The 21,366-nt window shown below is 47.0% G+C and carries 15 protein-coding genes; 8 read left to right on the forward strand and 7 right to left on the reverse strand.

The annotated features are described in order from the left end of the window. Window positions 1-175 precede the first annotated feature (175 nt). Window positions 176-619: an Hsp20 family protein gene (locus KO537_RS06945; RefSeq protein WP_006081847.1), complete on the forward strand. Its 444-nt coding sequence runs from the start codon at window positions 176-178 to the stop codon at window positions 617-619. 100 nt (window positions 620-719) lie between these two features. Here KO537_RS06945 and ilvN read toward each other — a convergent pair whose 3' ends face one another. The 3 genes from ilvN to KO537_RS06960 all read right to left on the reverse strand — a co-directional run bounded on the left by ilvN (window position 720) and on the right by KO537_RS06960 (window position 4,687). Continuing rightward, the gene (gene ilvN / locus KO537_RS06950; RefSeq protein ID WP_006081846.1) at window positions 720-1,214 is read right to left on the reverse strand and encodes an acetolactate synthase small subunit; all 495 of its coding nucleotides are present in this window, start codon (window positions 1,212-1,214) and stop codon (window positions 720-722) included. Next, complete coding sequence (locus KO537_RS06955; protein WP_006081845.1) at window positions 1,214-2,932, reverse strand: acetolactate synthase 3 large subunit; 1,719 nt, start codon at window positions 2,930-2,932, stop codon at window positions 1,214-1,216. The genes ilvN and KO537_RS06955 overlap by 1 nt, the downstream gene beginning before the upstream one ends. A gap of 531 nt (window positions 2,933-3,463) precedes the next feature. Next, complete coding sequence (locus KO537_RS06960; protein ID WP_006081844.1) at window positions 3,464-4,687, reverse strand: multidrug effflux MFS transporter; 1,224 nt, start codon at window positions 4,685-4,687, stop codon at window positions 3,464-3,466. 595 nt (window positions 4,688-5,282) lie between these two features. Here KO537_RS06960 and KO537_RS06965 point away from each other — a divergent pair. Continuing rightward, the gene (locus KO537_RS06965; protein WP_219234116.1) at window positions 5,283-7,157 is read left to right on the forward strand and encodes a choice-of-anchor I family protein; all 1,875 of its coding nucleotides are present in this window, start codon (window positions 5,283-5,285) and stop codon (window positions 7,155-7,157) included. 115 nt (window positions 7,158-7,272) lie between these two features. Here the strand turns inward: KO537_RS06965 and KO537_RS06970 are convergent, their stop codons facing one another. After that, entirely contained in the window at window positions 7,273-8,664 is a 1,392-nt protein-coding gene (locus tag KO537_RS06970) for an SLC13 family permease (protein WP_219234117.1), read from the reverse strand. A gap of 80 nt (window positions 8,665-8,744) precedes the next feature. Between KO537_RS06970 and KO537_RS06975 the strand changes: the two genes are divergently transcribed. After that, the gene (locus tag KO537_RS06975; protein ID WP_105252590.1) at window positions 8,745-9,563 is read left to right on the forward strand and encodes a helix-turn-helix transcriptional regulator; all 819 of its coding nucleotides are present in this window, start codon (window positions 8,745-8,747) and stop codon (window positions 9,561-9,563) included. Window positions 9,564-9,683: 120 nt separating this feature from the next. Here KO537_RS06975 and KO537_RS06980 read toward each other — a convergent pair whose 3' ends face one another. Both KO537_RS06980 and KO537_RS06985 read right to left on the reverse strand, forming a co-directional pair. Further along, window positions 9,684-12,245 (reverse strand): glycoside hydrolase family 15 protein, encoded by a 2,562-nt coding sequence (locus KO537_RS06980; protein ID WP_219234118.1) that lies wholly within the window; start codon window positions 12,243-12,245, stop codon window positions 9,684-9,686. Between the two features lie 150 nt (window positions 12,246-12,395). Next, entirely contained in the window at window positions 12,396-14,057 is a 1,662-nt protein-coding gene (locus KO537_RS06985) for an MFS transporter (RefSeq protein ID WP_173244675.1), read from the reverse strand. A gap of 891 nt (window positions 14,058-14,948) precedes the next feature. Here KO537_RS06985 and KO537_RS06990 point away from each other — a divergent pair. Further along, entirely contained in the window at window positions 14,949-15,242 is a 294-nt protein-coding gene (locus tag KO537_RS06990) for a YciI family protein (protein WP_173244678.1), read from the forward strand. 213 nt (window positions 15,243-15,455) lie between these two features. Then, window positions 15,456-16,463 (forward strand): class I SAM-dependent methyltransferase, encoded by a 1,008-nt coding sequence (locus KO537_RS06995; protein ID WP_173244681.1) that lies wholly within the window; start codon window positions 15,456-15,458, stop codon window positions 16,461-16,463. A gap of 89 nt (window positions 16,464-16,552) precedes the next feature. Here the strand turns inward: KO537_RS06995 and KO537_RS07000 are convergent, their stop codons facing one another. Further along, the gene (locus tag KO537_RS07000) at window positions 16,553-18,715 is read right to left on the reverse strand and encodes a glycoside hydrolase family 97 protein (RefSeq protein WP_173244684.1); all 2,163 of its coding nucleotides are present in this window, start codon (window positions 18,713-18,715) and stop codon (window positions 16,553-16,555) included. A 267-nt stretch (window positions 18,716-18,982) separates the two neighbouring features. Between KO537_RS07000 and KO537_RS07005 the strand changes: the two genes are divergently transcribed. The 3 genes from KO537_RS07005 (at window position 18,983) to KO537_RS07015 (ending at window position 21,331) form a co-directional block, all read left to right on the forward strand. Further along, window positions 18,983-19,783 (forward strand): tRNA (adenine(22)-N(1))-methyltransferase TrmK, encoded by an 801-nt coding sequence (locus KO537_RS07005; RefSeq protein ID WP_173244687.1) that lies wholly within the window; start codon window positions 18,983-18,985, stop codon window positions 19,781-19,783. Window positions 19,784-20,084: 301 nt separating this feature from the next. After that, window positions 20,085-20,615, forward strand: a complete 531-nt coding sequence (locus KO537_RS07010; protein WP_173244689.1) for an NUDIX domain-containing protein — start codon at window positions 20,085-20,087, stop codon at window positions 20,613-20,615. A 155-nt stretch (window positions 20,616-20,770) separates the two neighbouring features. Then, complete coding sequence (locus KO537_RS07015) at window positions 20,771-21,331, forward strand: tRNA-uridine aminocarboxypropyltransferase (protein WP_173244692.1); 561 nt, start codon at window positions 20,771-20,773, stop codon at window positions 21,329-21,331. Window positions 21,332-21,366: the final 35 nt, after the last annotated feature.

Consider the following 21,366-nt stretch of genomic DNA (forward strand, 5'->3'; position numbering starts at 1 on the left):
CTTGCTTGAAATTTTCTCTCCCGTCCTTATATCTATTTCAGGATCGCTCGATGAGGGTCCTAGTGTGAATTCTGTGCCGTAAGGACAGAAGATTTAATTCGGCAGACTCTACAAACGTTTTCATCCTGAAAACAGTCCGCCAATTCTCCATATTGCTTAAGACAAGGATATGAATATGCGTACTTATGATTTAACACCACTTTACCGCAGTGCCATTGGTTTTGACCGTTTAGCGCAATTGGCAGAACATGCCGCCGCCAATAATGGCAACTCAGGTTATCCTCCATATAACATCGAATTACTCGGCGAAAATCGTTATCGCATAACGATGGCCGTAGCCGGATTCTCTATGGATGAACTTGAGATCAGCAGTGAAGGTGAAAAATTACTGGTGAAAGGCAATAAAGCCGAAAGCCAAACCGAGCGTAAATACCTGTATCAAGGCATAGCTGAACGCGGTTTTGAGCGTACTTTCCAGCTGGCAGACTATGTCACTGTGCTCGGTGCAAGTTTAGAAAATGGCTTACTCAATGTTGATTTAGTGCGTGAAATTCCTGAAGCATTGAAACCACGCAAAATTGAAATCACCTCATCGCGCTTGTTAGACAGCCAGTCATAATTGACGCTGTGATAACCGCCTAAAACCTAAGGGGAGCATTATGCTCCCCTTGATGTTTTTGTGCTTATGCGAAAATGTCCGCGAGATTTCCGAGGGAAAGCTAGGCCTTCATGGCCTTTTCGCCGCGGGCCAAACCCACCACGCCGGAGCGAGAGACTTCGACCAATTTGGTGACTTCCCCCAGCGCATGAATAAAGGCATCGAGTTTATCTGACGTGCCCACCATTTGGATGGTGTATAAATTGGCGGTGACATCGACAATTTGACCGCGGAAAATATCCGCCATACGTTTTACTTCTTCCCTAAATTCACCTTGGGCTCGTACCTTAACAAGGGCGAGTTCGCGTTCAATATAAGCAGACTCGGTAATATTCGATACTTTTAACACATCGATTAACTTATGTAGCTGCTTCTCTATCTGCTCTAACACCATTTCGTCGGCAACGACTGTGATATTAAGCCGCGACAGGGTGATATCGTCCGTTGGCGCCACTGTTAAACTTTCAATGTTATAACCGCGTTGTGAAAATAAACCGACCACACGAGACAGGGCGCCGGATTGGTTTTCTAATAATACAGATATAATTCGACGCATTAGCATTTCTCCGTCTTGGTCAGCCACATTTCATTCATCGCACCACCGCGAATCAACATGGGGTACACGTGCTCAGTTTCATCCACCATGATGTCGATAAAGACCAGTCTGTCTTTCATCGCCAGCGCTTCAGCCATTTTTGACTCAAGTTCGGCGGGATCGCTGATCGTCATGCCAACATGGCCATAGGCCTCGGCAATTTTGGCAAAATTTGGCACTGAATCCATATAGGAATGTGAGTGACGGCCAGAGTAAATCATGTCCTGCCATTGTTTTACCATGCCAAGGAAACGATTGTTTAAGTTGATAATTTTAACCGGCGTATCATATTGCAGCGCGGTCGAAAGCTCTTGAATGTTCATCTGGATGGAACCATCACCCGTGACACACACAACGGTGGCATCAGGCATGGCCATTTTTACGCCCATCGCTGCGGGCAGGCCGAATCCCATTGTCCCTAGGCCACCTGAGTTGATCCAGCGGCGCGGCTTATCGAACGGATAGTACAAGGCGGCAAACATTTGGTGCTGGCCAACATCTGATGCGACATAGGCATCGCCATTGGTCAGCTTATACAAGGTTTCAATCACTTGCTGTGGTTTGATGCGGCCACTGTTTTTGTCATAGGCCAGACAATCGCGACTGCGCCATTGTTCAATGTCATTCCACCAAGTGGCAATGGCATCGTTGTCGTTGTGTTCGTTCGATTCATCTAACAGTGCCAACATGCTGTCTAAAATACTGTCGGCTGACCCCACGATAGGAATATCCACGTGGATGGTTTTCGAAATAGAAGAGGGATCGATGTCGATATGCAAAATGGTCGCGTTCGGGCAGTATTTTTCCACATTATTGGTGGTTCTATCGTCGAAGCGTACACCAATACCGAAGATCAAATCGCAGTTATGCATTGTCATGTTGGCTTCGTAGCGACCGTGCATCCCAAGCATGCCTAAACTGTTTTTGTGGGTGCTTGGAAAAGCGCCAAGCCCCATCAGCGTGCTGACGACGGGAATATTTAATCTCTCAGCCAATTGCAGGATTTGCTTATCACAACCTGAGATAATCGCGCCGCCACCGACATAAAGTACCGGTTTTTTCGCGGCTAACAGGGCTTGAAGACCACGGCGGATCTGACCTTTATGGCCTGATGTCGTTGGATTGTACGAGCGCATTTTGACGCTTTCTGGGTAGCAATATTCGTGCAGCAGAGCTGGGTTTAAACAATCTTTTGGCAGATCGACAACCACAGGACCGGGACGGCCAGTAGAGGCAATGTAAAAAGCCTTTTTAATAATTTCAGGAATTTCAGTCGGATCTTTGACTAAAAAGCTGTGTTTCACCACAGGGCGAGAGATACCTATCATGTCGCATTCTTGGAAGGCATCGTTTCCGATAAGATTGCTCGGGACTTGACCCGATAACACCACAAGGGGAATAGAATCCATGTAAGCGGTGGCAATACCGGTAATCGCGTTGGTCGCGCCTGGACCTGAGGTGACTAATACCACGCCCACTTTACCCGTGGCACGGGCGTAGCCATCGGCCATGTGTACGGCGGCTTGTTCGTGGCGAACGAGTATGTGTTCAATACCGGGGATAACGTGCAGGGCGTCGTAGATATCTAAAACTGAACCGCCAGGATAGCCAAAAATGTGCTTTACGCCTTCATCGATCAAAGAACGCACTATCATGCTGGCGCCGGATAACATCTCCATGTGGAACTCCTATTGCATAGTACCGTTACGGTAAACAGTATCTTGTTACAGCGACGGTAATCGCTCTAAAAATTAAGCCTGAAGGGTAATTCAGACTCCGAAATGCTGAACTGACTTCGTCGAAGACAAGTGACTCATCCCTTAGGATGCAGCAACTGTTGCAATGAACAGAATTTCATCATATTCAAAAAAAACAACATTTCAAGCCTTTTATGTAAAAAATAACCAACTTGAAACAATTTCACGTTTGAATGACTCGATAACTTGCTTGAATCGCCAAGTAACCTAGGCTGGTTTATGGGCTTATCTTATATTTTTCAGATTGTTAGATGCTTAAAAAGCAAAAACGGCACTAAAAGTGCCGTTTTGGTGTTGGAGGTTAGATAAGCAGATACTTAACTGTCGCGATTAAATATTACTTATTTGCTACATCTGTGAAAGCCAATGCGCTGTTTTATGCGATCAAACATGTGTTGCCGATGTGGCATTGGTATCCATGGCTCTTAGAAATAGACCCTTAAAAATAGATCCTTAAACCGTCGGCGGTATTTGATGCTTTGGACGATTGAATTGGCAAATACCGACTAACACAATAGAACCTAACATGAGGGCAGAGAAGGGCACGGCAGTGCCATCGTAAAACACCGCCAATAATGGCCCCGCCAGTGCGCCACAGCCAAATCTTAAGGTGCCAATAACTGCGGTTGCGGTTCCTGTTTCTTGTTTAAACTTCATCAGTACTATCGCATCGGCATTGACTGACATCACCCCTAGGCTACCCATCAAAGGAATAAGCATGATCACGGTAAAGTGATAGCTCATATCCAGCAGGTTTACGGTTAATAAACCGACACCAGCAATCGCCCCGAAAAAGGTCGACACATGCAACATACGTAGCGAACCATAACGGCCCACGATGCGCGTATTAATGATATTGGCCAGCATCAAGGCGCCGACGTTAGTGCTAAACAAGATGGCAAAATAGGATTTATCTAAGGCAAAGACTTCCATGTAAACGAAGGGCGATGCGGTGAGATAACAGAAAAATGAAAAAGACGTTAACACGCCACTGGCAATGTTTAGCTTAACGCCAGGACGGGAAAATACGGTCGCATAGGCGCCAAGAAACGATTTCTGGCTGCGGGTATCCATATCTTTATCGCTGGGCATTTTTAGCGCAAACAGCACCAGTAATAACAGGGTTGCGGCATAGGCGGATTGAATGAAGAAGATTAAATGCCAATCACCGAGTTCGAGGATCACGCTGCCAATACTAGGAGCCAACAATGGCGCTAACATCATGATTAAACTCACGTATGACATACCCTTGGCGGTATTGTCACCATAGACTTCTTTGATGTATCCCGGCACCACCACAGTCGCAGCCGCGCCGATAAAGGCCTGTAAAAAACGTAGTCCAAGAAAGACTTCGACTTGACCCGCAAACCCAATCAGTAAGCTGGTGAGCATAAATCCACTCAGTCCCAATATCACCATAGGGCGACGACCAATGCGGTCGGCTAGGGGGCCGAAACATAACATGCCCAGCGCGTAACCCGCTAAGTAGATACTCAGGGACTGTTGCACTGTCGTGACATCGGTATGAAAACTGAGCGCCAATGTCGACATCGCAGGTAAGTACATGTCGATGGCCAATGGCGTGATCGCGACAATCGCCGCAAGCATGGGAATAAGCAGCGCTAAATTCGGTATACGTCTGCCGTTATGGGCAGAAGGTTGTGATTGTGGGTCCACTGTTACCTCGGGTGGCGAAAGAATTGAAAGCGTATTTCACAGGTTTATGCGGTGTGGTTTAAATTGTACTAGGACAATTCACAATTAATCCGCCATTTTTAAGCCAGTTCCTGCGCTACCAGTTTCTACACTAAGAGCGAGAGCACATGATCAAGATCATTGGCGGGGTTTAGGCAAAAGTGAATTGCGTTATTGTCTATTTGCACAGTTCAGACAGCAAGCAATAGCATAGTAAAGTGCTCGGACAAATAAACCAATCTTTGCGCTGATTTCTTTACTGTATTTTACCGATTAAATTGTAACTAAGTGGTAAGTTTGATTATCGAGGCATCACTTTAGTGGATTGAGCCGTTATCTTCACAAGATTCTTCATTTAAATCTTTCTTATCAAGTCTTTCTTATCAAATCGTAGCCCTTTGTAACTCTGCTCTTTACACCTTAGTCCTTCACATCCTTATGGTTCAAACTGACTCATTCTAAAGTGCGAGCTGTCATCTGAGTGTCACTGCTTTGTCATCTAGGTGTCTTTTATGCTGACTAATTTAGTGGGCTTTAGCTTCACCCTACTAAAAATAAAATATTCAGGAATGACACGATGAAAACACAACTACTCCCGCTTGCAACCGCCATTATGGCGAGCTTATTACTCGGTGCTTGCAGCGGTGATGATGGCGCAGCAGGTGATAAAGGCGACAACGGCTTAAATTCACTGGTTAAAGTGACCGCATTAACTATCGGTGATGCAAATTGTCCCGCCGGTGGTCAGCGTATCGATACCGGATTAGATGCCAACCATAATGGACAATTGGATAATAGTGAAATTGCAGTCGCGCAAACCCAATATATTTGCCAGCCACAAACTGTAAGCTTAAAAGCAGAGTTGATTGGTCGTCATCAGACTGGCGTTTATGGCTTAAGTGCCGCCGAAATCGTTGAATATCACAGTGCATCTAACCGTATTTTTGTGGTCAATGCGATTAGCGGCAAAGTCGATATTATCGATGGCAGCTTATTAGCGACTGCATCAAACGCCACAGATCCTTTAGCATTGAATAATCTTGAAAAATTAGTAGAACTCGATGTTGCTAAGGATGTGGGTCAAACCTTTATGGGTAGCGTGAACAGCGTGAGTATTTCAGGCAACTTGTTAGTGGCTGCCATTGAGCGTGGTGACGCTGCAGGCAATAAAACCCAAGCTAATGGTTTTGTAGCTTTTTATCAGCTTAACGGCACAGATGCTCCGCAGTTTATCAGCGCCGTCGAAGTCGGTGCTTTACCCGATAATGTGGTGTTCACCCACGATGGTAAAACCTTACTCGTGGCCAATGAAGGCGAACCAAATCCAGCCTATACCTTAGATCCTGAAGGCAGTGTTGCGTTGATTGCTATTACTGACGGTAAGCCCGCAGCTACTGCGACCATCATAAATTTTAGTGCGTTTAATCAGGGCGGTGCGCGTGCAACTGAAATCACCGCTGACATTAAAATTAATGGCCCAATGGCGAGTGTGGCGCAGGATTTAGAACCTGAATATATCGCCATTAGCCAAGATAACCGCCGTGCATTTGTCAGTTTACAAGAGAACAATGCTATTGCCGTGATTGATATCGCCAATGCGAAAGTCTCGAAGATTTTACCGCTAGGCCTCAAAGATTACGGGCTTGATGTGAATAAAATTGATGCGAGTGACAAAGATAATCTTGTTAACCAGCAAAGCTACACAGGGGTGTACGGCATGTATCAACCCGATACCCTTGCTAGCTACCGTTGGAATAACACTGACTTTATTGTGACTGCGAATGAAGGTGACTCCCGTGACTATGCGGCTTTTTCGGAAGAAGCCCGCGCAGGGGATTTAGTGCTCGACCCGAATCACCCACAATTTGCCGCCGCAAAAGATAAAACCCAATTAGCGCGTCTCAAGGTAACGACGAGCATGGGGGACGATGATAAGGATGGCGACTACGACAAAGTCATGAGCTTTGGTGCTCGTTCATTCTCGATTTGGAATGCTGATGGTCAGCAAGTGTTTGACAGTGGCAGTGATTTTGAACGTATTACCGCCGCACTACTGGGGGATAAATTCAACAATAACAACGAAGAAAATAAAGGTGATAGTCGCAGCGATGACAAGGGGCCAGAGCCAGAAGCTTTAGCCCTAGGCCAAATTGGTCAACGACTATATGCCTTTGTTGGTTTAGAACGTACCTCTGGCTTTATGATCTATGACGTGACTAATCCTTTTGATGTGCATTTTGTCGACTATGTTGTGAATCGTGATTTTGAAGCTGACTTCGTTGTCGATACCGCTACAGGTGCAGTCAAAGGTGATGCAACATTGGCGGGTGATTTAGGGCCAGAAGGGATGAAATTTGTCAGTGCCGATAAAAGCCCTAACGGTAATCCTTTGTTAATCATAGGCAATGAAGTCAGTGGCACCACAAGTGTTTACCAACTCAAGATCAAGTAATTGAGCTTTACTCAGTCACCTGAGCATCGCGCTTTGGACGTGGGCCTTGTGAGTTCTTGATATAACCGCTCTAAAATCCACCATTGGAGGCATGAATACCGCCAATGGTGAGGGTTTAGGCTATCCAACCGAGCCATAGCCACCACAGATAATCCAGTGGGATCAGTGCAACGAGCGTTATTGCCGCCAGCGGTAAGGTGATGTTAAGTAGTTTGCTTAAGGGCTCTTGGGATAATTGCATCGCCAAAATCAACGGGGCAACCTGATAAGGAAAAATCACGGTTGAGAAACCGATCACCTGCGTCATTAATACCGCAGGGGTGGAGAAGCCAGTTGCATTGGCAAAATCTGCCGCCATGGGGGACAACACAGTCGGCACGCCTGGAACCGTTGCCACTAATCCTGTTAGCGTCGCGATTAACGATAACGACATAAAATTCAGGAACGATGCCCCTTGCTGCAATGGTAACCATTCACTGAACAGTTGACCTAGCGCAGTGCCGAGCCCGGAATGATTGACCAATGCTCCCAGACCTAAGGCCGCCGCGACAAAAATGACGGTCGACAAATCCACTGAACTATTAAAACTCTTAGGCTCAAGCACTCCCCATTTTGGGAGCAATAACAAGATAGCCGTTGTTAATCCTACCCAAGCGGGATTAATGCCGTGCAGCGAGTCAGTCACCCAAAAGAGCAAAGTAATCGCCAGTAACAGTGCAACTTTCTTTTGCATACCAAGGTTATAAGCTTCTTTTTCAATAACGCGTTCAGGCTGATTTTTATCAATTTTTGCAGGAAATAGGAAGATAACTAGCGCCACAATCAATATCGATTTGAGTAAACCAAGGATTGGAAAATGCAATAAGAGATACTCGGTATAACCAAAATGGATATTGAATAGATTCTCACTGGAACCTGCCAATATCATGTTGGGAATATTCGCGGGCAACACGGCAAAACTGGGCATGTTGCACGCCAGTGCCAAGGCGGTCGCAATGCCTATCCGTCCATGGCTACCACTAGCAAAACCGACTTGCTCAGCTAACGCCATACCAATTGGCACCATGACCACAGCACGGCCAACGGATGAGGGCATCACAAAGCCAAGCAGCACGGCACTAAAGACCAAACCCGCAATCAAGCGTGGATAACTTGAGGTCAGTATGGGGGCAATCAAACTGGCCATTCTGCGACTTAAGCCAGACTGAGTGATGGCACTGCCGATCACAAACCCTGAAATGATTAACCACACCGCAGTTGAGCCGAATCCGGAGAAAAGTATACTCGGCTCAATGAGTTTAAAAATGGTGGCAAGGGCAAAAAAGATTAACCCCGCCATAAAGGGCGGGAAGAAACCTGTGCTCCAAAACATCAAGGTCACTAACACTACGCCTGCGCTGTAGGAAAACACCGCGGGATGCTGACTTAGCGGAAAAAGCGCAAGTAAAGTAGCGATCAACAGTGCACTGAAAAACGCTAGCTGTTTAACGCCAATAAAACGTTTCATGCTCACCGACCTATTGGGTTGAATACGTAAAAGATGCCTACTAAGATAGCTGACTTAGTTTGGCGTTTTAAGAGGGTAATATGTCAAAATATGTTCCTAAAGCGACATTGTTAACACCCAGTGATGCGGCGTTTATCATAGATGCCAATCGGCCCGTGCTGACCCATACTCGCAATATGGCGGCGGAAGCGGGTATCGAGCCTCACTCGCACCCGCGGGGTCAGTTACTTTGGGCCGCCAAAGGCTTGTTACGTGTTCGCAGTGAAAATGCCGTCTGGGTGGTACCCTCAACCCATGCCGTTTGGATCCCTTGCAATTTGCCCCATCAAGTGAACAGTGAAACCCACGCCCATACTCGCAATATTTATATTGACCCTAGTTATGGCGTTAGGCCACAGGATACACAAGTGGTGATGGTGACTATGACAGCGCTGATGCGTGAATTAGTGCTTAAACTTTGTGAAAGTTCACATCTTATGGACAGTGGACAACTGCATCGGCTGGGTTTGGTTGCCATCGATGAGCTTCAAACTCTGGACAGTCTGGATGCCCATTTACCCGCTGGCTCAGATCCAAGACTCAGCCGATTAATCCAAACGCTGATCCGACGTCCAAAAGTGAGTTACTCACTGACCGAGTTAGCCGAAATGGGCGGCGCGAGTGTGAGAACGATTGAGCGACTATTCAAAGCTGAAACTGGGCTCACTTATCGACAATGGCGGCAAAGGTTTCGTTTGTTAAATTCGCTTGAGAGCTTAAGCCAAGGGGAGAGCACAACTATGGTGGCCCATAGTTTAGGTTATTTGAGTGTCAGCAGTTTCAGTGCCGCCTTTAAAATGCAATTTGGTTGCACGCCGCAAGATTACCCGCAGCATAAGCCTATGAGAAACGGGAGCTAAATCAGGCATCATAAAACTGTCTATAAAAAAGCTAGAACAATATCTAGGATGCTGTTCTAGCCTGCAATTTATCAAAGTGTCTTAAGCTAATGCGCTATTTTAATTGATTATTTCAACTTGTCATTTTAATGCCGCAGGGACGATAGGGTAATAATCCCAGACTTGGCCATCGGTCATTGAGCGCACCAGTTTGATGTATTCGGCATGGGTCCAAGCAAGCGGTGTGGCAGAGTTGGTGCCTTGTCCGAGTTGGTAATGATAGCGGGTGGCATCGCCGACACCGTCCCACGCTTGCTCGGGTAACATCATGCCCGCATTCGCAAAGGTTTCCATGCCTTGCACATAGGTGTTGATTAACTGTTGCTTGGTTTGCTGCGCGTTATTGCCTGTTAGCTCGCCTTTTGCTTGGGCGAGTGCTAATTCAAAATGACCACGCTCGCCGGTGAAGAAGGGCCAGACTCGGCCGCGTTGATCGGCGCTGTTGCTGCCAGATTCCGCATAGTTTTTGCCAGTAACCGTATCCTCGCCGTAACCGTCGTTGCCATAACGTCTAAAGCCTGGGATAGTGCTGCCATCTTTGGCGGTAAACTCGTATTTAAGGCGTAGGTTGTGCTCAAGCTCTGTATTATCAATCAGTTGAAGGCTTTGATTGATTAGCTTGTCAGTTGTACCGCGCACGCCATAACGTACTAGTTCTAAAAATCCGCCATCGAGGATCTGACGTTGATCTAAACCTTGCTTACCGTTATTTGCCGCCAGTGTATCGCTAGTATTTGGCTCTCCATTCGGGCTTAAACGTAAATAGTAGGGCGCGCTGACGCCTGCGCTGTTTTTCAATAGCCCTTGGGTGGTGACTAAGTGTTTTTCTAAACTATTACTTAAGTCTTTGGCGGCGGTAAGATAACGGGCGCTTGAAGTAATATCTTTAGCTTCTTTGGCAATTTCACTCGCGGCAACAAGACCAGCGATCACGGCAGCCGTTGTTGAGGGGGAGTAACCCGCTTGTTCTTCCCAACGTTCTTGCTGAGTTTTAGGTGGGGTGATTTGGGTGTGATTCCAATCCAGATTGACCTCACCGCCACTGATCAAGAAGTCCGCTGCACCTTTGAGCATCTCTTGATACCAGTGACTGATCTCATCAGGGGTGAGTACACCCGCTTGCCAGAGTTTCCAGCCGAGCATGATAGGCATGGCGGTTTGATCGAGCTGCACGCCGACCCATTCGATTTGGCCATCCACATGGGTCTTTTGCAGGAACCAACCGGGCGTACCCGTAAAGCCAGGCGTCTTTTCGGTCACTTGCACTTTTTTCAGGTATTCGAAGGCCACTTTGGGCGTTTGCGTGTCACCCATGGCGAGGAATGCCATGGCGCATTGGTAAAAGTCGCGCGGCCATACCGCTTTATAGCCAGTGCTCGGCACGGCTGCCGAAACCGTATCGCCCCAAGGATTAGATAACGAGGCGATAAGTGCGCCCGCATAGGTTTTATCTTCCTGCGCTTTCAAGACCATAGCACTGGTATACAGCAGCTTACCGTTATCGGTCGTGTTGTTGGCCATGTTAGCGATGGCGGGCAGCGAGCTTAGGTAACCCTGCCAGCCTGTGTTGTAATTGCTGAGCACAGCATCATAACCTGCGGCCAAGCTGGCATCGGCATTGGCTAAACTCTGTGCTTCATCTTTACCAAAACCGATGGCGAGATTAAAAGTGACGGGTTTGGCTTTGATGAGCGTAGGGTAACTCGCGGTAAAGGCGATATTGCCAACGGTCGATTTATCTTGCGCACTGGTCGTTTGATAGGGCGTATCGAGTTTGCCGTTATCGGCCAAATCGGCTAGGCCATCGGAAACACCGACAAAGCCAGTCGTAGCCTGCACAAAATTCAGATCGGATTTTACCGTCATTACGCTACTGTCTTTGGCGGCGGTATAGGCCACCAGCGCCTGATTATTAGCATGAGTGTTGGCATGATTGTCAGTATGAGTATCGATGCGGCCGATATCATTGGCGCCCGCATTGTCGATATGCGGATTGACATACAAATGCGGTGTAATGCCGTCTTCAAAGGCGGTAAAGGTGACACGCATCATCAAAGTGTCGCGGTCGGGATCGGTAAAGATATGCTTTTCAATCTGATACTTACCTTCAACATCTTTATTGATAATTTTATAGGCAAGGGATTGCGGGCGACCATTAGCATCTGTATCTAAATATTCTATGCTGCTGATAGTGTTCTCTTTTTCGGTATCGACAAAGCCATTACCTGTGACCACAAATTGCAGTTCTTTGAGCTGCGCATTATGGATAAGACCATACATGGTTTCGGTTAAAATACCTTGGGCGAGGGAGAACCAAACGCGGCTAATGGGATTTTGCTTGGCATCTTGGTATTGACCTTGGGTATAAGGCTCGTAAGACGTCCCAATACCAGTTTTACCCGAAAATGCCCAAGTCGGCGCTTTACCCGGTGCGCCGGGCGCAACCTGCTGGACACTTGGCGCGGCATTCACACTTGTGGCAGTTGTTGCTGAATTCGATGTGGGTGAACAGGCTGTGAACCCTATTGTCCCTAATAGACTTGCGGCGACGGCAAGCGCTAGGCGGCTGCGCTTTGTTAACGCTTGTGTGTGACGGTTTTGGTTGGTGTGCAGATCCTGCTGCGGCGTAGGACTCGATTCCATCTCGTTCTCCCCAAATAATGGTTTTATTTTTATAGTGATTGAATTGATAAAGATATTTTATGCTGCTGTGATTAGCCAAATGACTGAATTCACCGCATGCTTAACATGCATTGCTGCATGTCCCCTAATGTGTATCGCTGTTATAAAGAGCTAACTTTTATTCGTTAATTTGCTTGTGGCTTTCGTGATTGAGTGGGTCTTGCGGTTCATCGCTGCACTTTGATTATTTGAGTTATTTTGTTCGACAATGTCTTGGTCGACAAATAATACGGCAATGCCTGCACACATCATCAAGACGCCACCTGTGATCAGTGCATAAATAGGTTGACCATCGAACAGACCATTGAGCACTAAACCCAGCACACTGGCGGCAAGAAGCTGCGGGATGACGATGAAGAAGTTAAAAATCCCCATGTAAACGCCCATTTTTTGCGGGGGTAACATGCCCGACAACATGGCGTAGGGCACAGATAAAATTGACGCCCACGCGATACCGACACCTATCATAGGCAGCCATAACAGGCTTGGGTCTTTAATAAAAAAGAAACTAATCAAACCTATACCACCACAGAACATATTGACTGTGTGGGTCAGCTTGATGCCAATATGCTTAGCCAGCATAGGAATAAAAATCGCCGCAATGGCGGCAAAACCATTGTAAGAGGCGAACAGTACGCCGACCCAATCTGCGCCGTCGTTATAAGCTTGGGACAACACATCGCTGCTGCCAAAATGGTAAGACGTCACGGCGGCTGTGGTGTAAATCCACATGGCAAACAGTGCGAACCAAGAGAAAAACTGCACGATCGCCAGTTGATGCATGGCTTTGGGCATATGGAACAAGTCATCGACCACGCTAAATACCATGCCGAGCTTATTGCGTTCAGCGGGTTGTGAATTGCCCAAACGCAGCGCGCAATACAGTTGTAATGGGCCAAAGGCGAAAATCCCTAAGCTCAAAATATACAGTTGCTTGTCTAAATCCTGCGCCCAAATAGTGAAGGTGAGCAGGGCGCCGAGACCCATCCACACGAAGGAGGCAAATTGATAATCCTTGCGGGTACGAGTGCGGGCTAAGGTTTGATCTTCAGCATTGACTTGTTTTGCGTTAAAGCTGGCTAATTCTTCAGGGGAATATTCTCTTGACGATACGACAGTCCAAGTGACCGCGAGCAATAATACTGTGCCGCCAAAATAGAAGGCATAACGCACTGAATCGGCAATTTCACCCGCTGGTGCAGTATTCGCAACATCAAAAAAGTGAGTCAAAATATAGGGTAAGGCCGAAGCGACCACAGCGCCAATACCGATGAAAAAGCTTTGCATGGCATAGCCTTGGGTACGCTGGCTTTTCGGTAAATTGTCACCGACGAAGGCGCGAAACGGCTCCATGGCGATGTTGATCGAGGCATCCATAATCCATAACATGCCTGCGGCAATCCACAGGGTAGGCGAGTGCGGCATGATAAAAATGGCAAGGGTAGTAAAAATCGCGCCAATCAAAAAATAGGGGCGGCGACGGCCAAGGCGTCCCCAGGTGTTATCACTCAAATAACCAATAATAGGTTGAACCAATAAACCCGTTAGCGGCGCGGCAATCCACAGTATGGGGATTTCATCGATAGAAGCCCCCAAGGTTTGAAAAATGCGGCTGACGTTGGCATTTTGCAGGGCAAACCCAAATTGAATACCTAAAAAACCGAAACACATATTAAAAATTTGCCAGAAACTCAGCTCAGGTTGTTGCTTGAAGGCATACGGCAACTGAGGCGCTGCGGCTTGATGAGGATCTTGCTGGTGATTCGAAGACATTGAACTTCCTTTCTGTTGCCGGCAGTCGTTCTGCCTTGAGTGCTTATTGTTTTAATTGTTTTGCCTAGCAATGGATTGGCACTGTACTTTGCTTTTATGTGGTCAGCTATTTCATCACAGCCAAGAGCATACAATAAAAGCTAATAGTCAGATTCATGGCTTATTCATGGTAGTTTCGCGCATGCCATGAATGAGTGTACTCTGTGAAAAAATGGCGAATATACTCCTCCCTCAGAAGTATATTCGCCGATAAATTCATTTCAAATTTGGACCTAACACCTTAATTCAAAGGGGTTAGCCCAAGTGAGTGGCCTAAAGCCAGTCAGCAGAAAGAACTTAAGCCTGATAGCAATCCTTGTATGTAACCCTATCAGAAACGACCTCACAGATTTCAAACCCCACAAGCAGAGGGTGAAACTAGCGGATTTATAGTAGCCTCGGCGTAGATTTTTGCACAACTGCTTACATACGTATTCATCATGGGTTAGTAACTGGGTGGAAACATAGGTGTAACGCATTTGGACTGTTTATCAATAGTCATAGGCTTGCTGGAATGCTCAAATAACTCTCTAATCTTGTTAGAATACTTGATGATCAGTCATTGCATTATTTTTTAGAAAAAAGGGTATTGTTATTGCGGATGTTAACTGAGTGATAAAATCAACCGCAGCATAACTGACGGCGAGTTCAATGCACTTAATAAGAGTCAGGATGCAATAAATATCCAGTACGGATGCCGATAGCTTGACTCGAAAGTCGCGCACTCTGCACTATGATAATAGCCAGCCTAGATATGGTGGGATCAGATAGGTACTTAGCTTATGATGATCGCCAGATTAAGCGTTTTTCGTTCGATTATTTTAAATTTTTTCAGTTGATTAAAGGAACCCTATGTTTGTTGTCTCGCTTACCTATAAAAAGCCAATTGCAGAAGTGGAGTTACATTTAGCCGCCCATATTGCTTATCTTGATCAGTATTATGCCGCAGGGACTTTTGTCGCCTCGGGTCGCAAAGTGCCACGTACTGGTGGCGTCATCCTCGCCAAGGCTGAAAGTCGCGCGGCGCTAGAGGCTATTTTGCAGCAAGATCCTTTCTGCATTGCCGATGTCGCTGAGTTTGAGGTGATAGAGTTTGTGCCGACTAAAACGGCGCCAGGGTTAGAGCCGTTGCTTGAAGTGATTTAACCTACATCTTTGTTTGAAAATTATTCCGTGTACTTGGTTATAACAGGCTTGGCGGGTTGGGGGGACATAGAGTTCCCCCCCATTTGGATGTTAGTCGGTGTTTATGCTGTTTTCGGGGCGAACTTTTCCGATATTCTGCGACCTAGTTTGGTATTATGCCGTTTTCCCTCTTGAAACCTTACGCAGGTTTCCGCTGCGCGAGTCCCGCTTTTTATGTCTATTCAAACGCTGTTATCGACGGCTCTGGCGAAACGCCATGATTTTTTACAACAAGCAGAACAGGATCAAACCGATTGTTTTCGGGTGTTCCATGGCACAGTCGAAGGCGTCAGTGGCTTGAATATCGACCGTTATGGCGATACTTGGCTAGTGCAGAGTTTTCATCAGACCTTAACCGACGAAGAGTTAGCCGATGTGAGCGCTGTTTTGCTGCAACAGGCCGATTTGCCGATTGTGTATAACGACCGCTCATTAGGTAATTCCCGCGTATTGAACGCGTTATCTCCCGCACTGGCAGATATTGCGAATTCTGAGCGAGTTATGCAGGAAAATGGCATCAAGTTCAGCACTAAACTGCGCCACGAAGGACAAGATCCGCTGTTATTCCTCGATATGCGTATTGGCCGCGAATATGTACGGGCACACAGCCAAGATAAAACTGTGCTGAATTTGTTTTCCTACACCTGCGGCATTGGTACTGCGGCAGCCATCGGCGGCGCGACTCAGGTGATGAATGTTGATTTTTCTTCCTTTGCTTTAGCGACGGGCAAAGCGAATGCGGCGTTAAATCAGGTGTCGAATGTATGTGAGTTTGTGCAGAGTGATGCGTTTCCGGCATTGCGCCAATTGGCAGGCTTGAGTGTGGGAGGGCGTCGCAATCAAAAATTACCGAGTTATCCCAAATTGGCGCAAACCCAGTTTGATCTGGTGTTCCTCGATCCGCCGCGTTATGCCAAGAGTGCTTTTGGTATTGTCGATTTGGTTAATGATTATCAAGGTTTGTTCAAGCCCGCATTAATGGCGACGAAAGTCGGTGGCACTATCGTTTGCTGTAACAATGTGGCGAAAGTCGAGCGCCAAGCATGGTTTGACAGTTTAGTGCGCTGCGTTGAAAAACAAGGCCGTACAGTCACTACGCACACTTGGCTCGATCCCCATGAGGATTTCCCTTCGTTCGATGACAATCATCCACTTAAAATAGTGGCACTGACATTAAACTAATTGGGTCACAGTAAACACAAAGGGCGCTTTTTAGCTCCCTTTGTTTATAGCGACTTTGTTGCTCGCAACAAAGTCGTTAAAGCACTTTATTAAAGCACTTTGAACCTTATTGCCGTGCCGCCACTGCTGGCGAGTGAGAGGTTTAGGCTATCTTTAGCACTCACCTCTTTTGTTTCTATCACATAATCATAGGGGTTGGTTTTCCAATCGGCTTTTGCGCCATCGCGGTAAATTTGTGCTTGATAACGTTTATTCGGGGAGAGGAAATCCAGTTTGACCGTGACCGTGCGTGCGGTTTCATCCGTGAGTGCGCCTAAGTACCAATCACCTTGATCCTTCGCTTGGCGAGCAAAGACCACATAGTCACCGACTTCACCGGCCAGCGCGACACTTTGATACCAATCTGTGGGCACATCGCGGATAAATTGGAAGGCATCTAAGTGCTTTTCATAATTGCGCGGCAGATCCGCTGCCATTTGGATTGGGCTATAGAGCACAACGTACAAGGCGAGCTGTTTGGTCAATGTGGTTTGCACACGATTTTCAGCATCCAACCCCTTGGGCGCTAAGTCAAAAATTCCCGGGGTAAAGTCCATTGGACCCGCAAGCATGCGGGTAAAGGGTAACATGGCCGTGTGTTCAGGGCTGTTTGGTGGGCTACCCCAAGCATTATACTCTTGGCCGCGGGCACCTTCGCGGGAGATCCAGTTCGGATAGGTTCGGCGCAGGCCTGTGTCTTTAATCGGCTCGTGGGTATTGATACTGATATGGTGTTTCGCTGCTTCAGTGACATTGTGCAAATACTCACCGACCATAAACTGGCCGTCGTGCCACTCGTGACGGGTAATGCCTTTGTCATCTATGCGCTTGATTTGGCCACCATCGGCGACATAGCCCGTTTTGACTTGAGTAACACCAAGCTGCTCATACAGGGCGAAGGCATCTGCCATTTGCTCGCGATAATGCGTGACTGAACCTGCGGTTTCATGGTGGCCGATTAAGCGTATATTTTGTTTTGCCCCGTAGGCTGCGATGGCGGGCAGATCGAAATCAGCATAGGCCTTGGTAAAGCTAAATTGATCGCCATTGTGGAACCAGTCGCCGTCCCAACCTTCATTCCAACCTTCTACCAATACACCATCAAACTGATATTGAGCGGCAAAATCCATATAACGCTTTGTTTCACTGGTGGTTGCTCCATGGGTTGGGCCCGAGCCCCAAGTATTTTCGTTTAAGTGCATTCCCCACCAAATACCGACGTATTTCCCTGGTTTTACCCAAGTAACATCGCCGAGTTTATTGGGTTCATTGAGGTTTAGGATGAGGTGCGAATTGAGCAGCCCAGTTGCTTTGTCGGCAATTTGAATGGTGCGCCATGGCGTATAAAAACCCACTTGGGTTTTGACACGAATACCGTCGGACCAAGGCGTGAGATCCGCCTTAAGTTTGCCATCGCGCTGTTGATCTAAGGTCATGGCGGCAAAGTCCACCAAGGCGGCTTCGTGGATACTTAAGTGCGTACCGTCTGCGAGTTTAAAGGTGAAGGGGGTATGGGCTCTATCGACGTCTTTAAGCGCTGTGGTGCGATATAAATATTCGTAGCGATTCCAGCTGCGGGCAGGGATCCACCATGCTGTAGCTTTATCGCTTTTGCCGACATTGAACTCGGTTAACTCGTCAGTGATTAATAGCGGCGAATTGGCGGGTAGGGCAGCTTGTGGGGCTAAGTGATAGCGAAAGCCAATCCCATAGTCAAAGGCTTTAAATTCGATTTCGAGTTGCACCTTGCCATTACTTAATACTGCAGTCAGTTGATTGTGCTGATCGCGGATCCATTCCTGTTCGCCCCAAGGTTGTTGCCACTTTTCATCGGCACTTTTTTTATCGCTGCTTTTTATCTGTAATCCTTGACCGAGTTCGCCAAGGGATTGAAAAACTAAGCCTAAGCGGCTCGGTTCTATGACTGTTTTGCCGTGAAAATCGATTTTATATTCGGGGCGGCCAGTATCGTCACTCAAGCTGATTTGAATTTGTTGGTTGGGTGAGCTGACGGTAACGGTTTTGGCAAATACGTTGGCACTAAAAAGACTCGTAACTGCAAGGGCGATAAGTGAATGGCTTAATCGCGCTTGCGATAGTTTTTGTCGCGATGAGCTCTGGCGAGCGTGGCTGTTTGTTAAGTGGCAGTCTGTTACGTGACGGGCAGTTAAGTCGCTGCGAGTGAACTGAATAGGGTTGGTCTTGATGAACATTCCTTGATCCTTGTTTTTATAACGAATGTGACTCACAGCATACTAGTGGCGATGGCTTTTTAACCGCAACGGCCTGCATACGTATTCACCATATTAAGGCGTGGCGTAACAGACGTGACGTGAAGCACTGCGAGGGCACGAACAAAAGATGTGGTTTGCTTTTGACTCGGGTAAACTGCGCGCTTTCTTTTTGCTTAAAAATGCAATTTAGCGTGGGATTTACAGTGGGATTTACAGTATTTGGAGCCGCAGTAGTAAGGTCAAACCGTGAAAATTAGCCAACGTTTACAACAGATAAACAGCATGATCACTGGTCATTACGATCATATTTGGGATTGCTGCTGCGATCATGGTTTGCTCGGTATGCTGTTGTTAAAAAGGAATGCTGCCCGCCAAGTGCACTTTGTCGATTGTGTCCCTTCGCTGATGCAGGCGCTTGAGCTGCGTTTACAGCGTTTTTTCCCCGCAGAGATATCAGGCCTTAATCCCAATTTAGCGCCACACTCAGATCCAGACTTAAACCCAGACATAGACTCACAGTCAAATCAAGAACCAAACTCAAACTTATATCGTCATACTCAGTGGCAAGTGCATTGCCTCGATGTCGCGGCTTTACCGCTCGAGCAAACCAGTGACAAAGATAAACAGTTGATTATCATCGCTGGCGTGGGTGGTGAATTGCTGGTGGAATTAGTGCGGGCAATTCTAGCTCAACACCCACTGCGGCACCTCGAGTTTATTTTGTGTCCCGTGCATCATAATTACTATGTCAGGCAATCACTTTCGGCCTTAGGGCTAGGGCTTAAGTCGGAACACTTATTGGAAGAGAATCAACGTTTCTACGAAATCCTCCACGTCAGCACAATCATAGATCCAAATGGTCTGCCTATCACTGCTACGGGGTCGTTAATATGGCAGACGTTAGATGAAGCAAACCTGCCGCGAGCACACCACTACCTGTCGCAGCTGATTGGCCATTACCAACGCATGCCGGCGCACAAGCAAACTCCTGAAATTATTCACGCCTATCAGCAGCAATTGGCCCAGTTCTTGAGTGAGTATGAGTGAGCTTGAATGCGCTTGAGCATTTTTGCCGCTTGGGCATTACGCTGAGAACTAAGATGAGAACCAAAGATGAGCACCAAAGATGAGGATCAGGCGAAAGAGCTGATGCATCGCGATCTCGTTGTTAATATTATGGGTAAAACGATTTTAGCATAAACCGTTAACAATCAATCTTGTAATCGTTAAAATCTATTAATCACTCGGACTGGACTGAGTGTGATTATTGCCTCTGTGGCAGTTTTTGATCTGCATTTGGCGCATTTTCGTTTATGCTTCGACTCCTTTTCGGCAAATGGCTACGACGATGCGTTTATTGAGAACTACCCAAGATCCTGCGGTTAACCTACAGACGGCACGCGTTTTTTATCGCAGAGCTGCCCGCGCGATAGTGTTATCGGGTGAAGACATTTTGCTACTTTATACCCAAAAATACCGCGACTACAGCTTACCCGGAGGCGGAATTGATGATGGCGAGAGTCTCGAAGATGGACTGATCCGCGAGCTTCAGGAAGAAACCGGTGCCTTAGACATTCAAGTGTTAGCGCCCTTTGGTCGCTATGAAGAGTTTCGACCTTGGTACCGTGAAGGAGCGAATGTAGTGCACATGGAGTCATTCTGTTATGTATGCCGTATTGACATCACACTGGGTGAGCGTGGTTTAGGTGAGACTCGATTAGAAGCCCATGAGATTAAAAATGGCATGCGGCCTGAATGGCTTAATATTCATCAAGCTATCGCCCATAACGAAGATATTCAGCGCAATCATCCCCATAAAGGCCAATCAATAGAGCGTGAAACTTTTCTGCTAAAACAGATAGTATTGGAATGTTTTTAAATTTTACCATTTTTAAATCATAACTTTAATCTATGATTTTATTTCACGTCAAACTTAGTTGGCTTGGCTTGGCTTGGCTTGTTGGCGATCGAACACCGTTATTTTAACCTGATCTTTTAAGCGGATATGCTTCGAGTCTGTGCCTGAGTCTGTGGATGTTTAAGGCTATTTCTCACTCTTTTGCCGCAGCAAGGAAGGCAATGCAGATTATTTTATTGACCCACGAGCGCGAGTTAACCCGCAAAACGAATACTGGCCAACTCGCGTTAGCCGCATTTCCTGAAGAGGTGAAAAGCATCGTCTGGTCGAGAACGGCACCTGATAACGATTTAGTGGCTATGTTGGCATCGCAGCAGGCTAAACTGTTGTTTCCAGCAAGTGATACTGAGCCAGCGCTCTCGAACGCACAAACGTTATTAGCACCAGCGCAATCCACACTCATAGCAACACAACGAATGCCTAGCCAAGTGGTGATTTTAGATGCGACTTGGCAGGAGGCGCGTAAGATGCTGCGCCAGAGCCCCTATCTTAAAACTGCTGCACGAGTCAGTTTGCCGCCACTTATGCCTGAATCCGCCTTTATATTGCGGCGTAATCAGCAAGAAGGGGGCTTGTGCACTGTAGAATGCATTATTGCGCTTTGGCGCCAGTGTGGCAGAGCAGAACAAGCGACGCTATTAGCGTCACTGTTTACTGAATTGAATAGCCATACTTGATTGCGGTGTTTGAGAGAGCGTTCAAGAAAGTGCTT

The organism is Shewanella sp. NKUCC01_JLK (genome assembly GCF_019345615.1).
Lineage (GTDB): Bacteria > Pseudomonadota > Gammaproteobacteria > Enterobacterales > Shewanellaceae > Shewanella > Shewanella oncorhynchi.

Coding starts and splice junctions, on each gene's coding strand:
- KO537_RS06945 (WP_006081847.1), top strand. CDS start 176: ATGCGTACTTATGATTTAACACCACTTTACCGCAGTGCCATTGGTTTT.
- ilvN (WP_006081846.1), bottom strand. CDS start 1,214: ATGCGTCGAATTATATCTGTATTATTAGAAAACCAATCCGGCGCCCTG.
- KO537_RS06955 (WP_006081845.1), bottom strand. CDS start 2,932: ATGGAGATGTTATCCGGCGCCAGCATGATAGTGCGTTCTTTGATCGAT.
- KO537_RS06965 (WP_219234116.1), top strand. CDS start 5,283: ATGAAAACACAACTACTCCCGCTTGCAACCGCCATTATGGCGAGCTTA.
- KO537_RS06970 (WP_219234117.1), bottom strand. CDS start 8,664: ATGAAACGTTTTATTGGCGTTAAACAGCTAGCGTTTTTCAGTGCACTG.
- KO537_RS06975 (WP_105252590.1), top strand. CDS start 8,745: ATGTCAAAATATGTTCCTAAAGCGACATTGTTAACACCCAGTGATGCG.
- KO537_RS06980 (WP_219234118.1), bottom strand. CDS start 12,245: ATGGAATCGAGTCCTACGCCGCAGCAGGATCTGCACACCAACCAAAAC.
- KO537_RS06985 (WP_173244675.1), bottom strand. CDS start 14,057: ATGTCTTCGAATCACCAGCAAGATCCTCATCAAGCCGCAGCGCCTCAG.
- KO537_RS06990 (WP_173244678.1), top strand. CDS start 14,949: ATGTTTGTTGTCTCGCTTACCTATAAAAAGCCAATTGCAGAAGTGGAG.
- KO537_RS06995 (WP_173244681.1), top strand. CDS start 15,456: ATGTCTATTCAAACGCTGTTATCGACGGCTCTGGCGAAACGCCATGAT.
- KO537_RS07000 (WP_173244684.1), bottom strand. CDS start 18,715: ATGTTCATCAAGACCAACCCTATTCAGTTCACTCGCAGCGACTTAACT.
- KO537_RS07010 (WP_173244689.1), top strand. CDS start 20,085: ATGCGTTTATTGAGAACTACCCAAGATCCTGCGGTTAACCTACAGACG.
- KO537_RS07015 (WP_173244692.1), top strand. CDS start 20,771: ATGTTTAAGGCTATTTCTCACTCTTTTGCCGCAGCAAGGAAGGCAATG.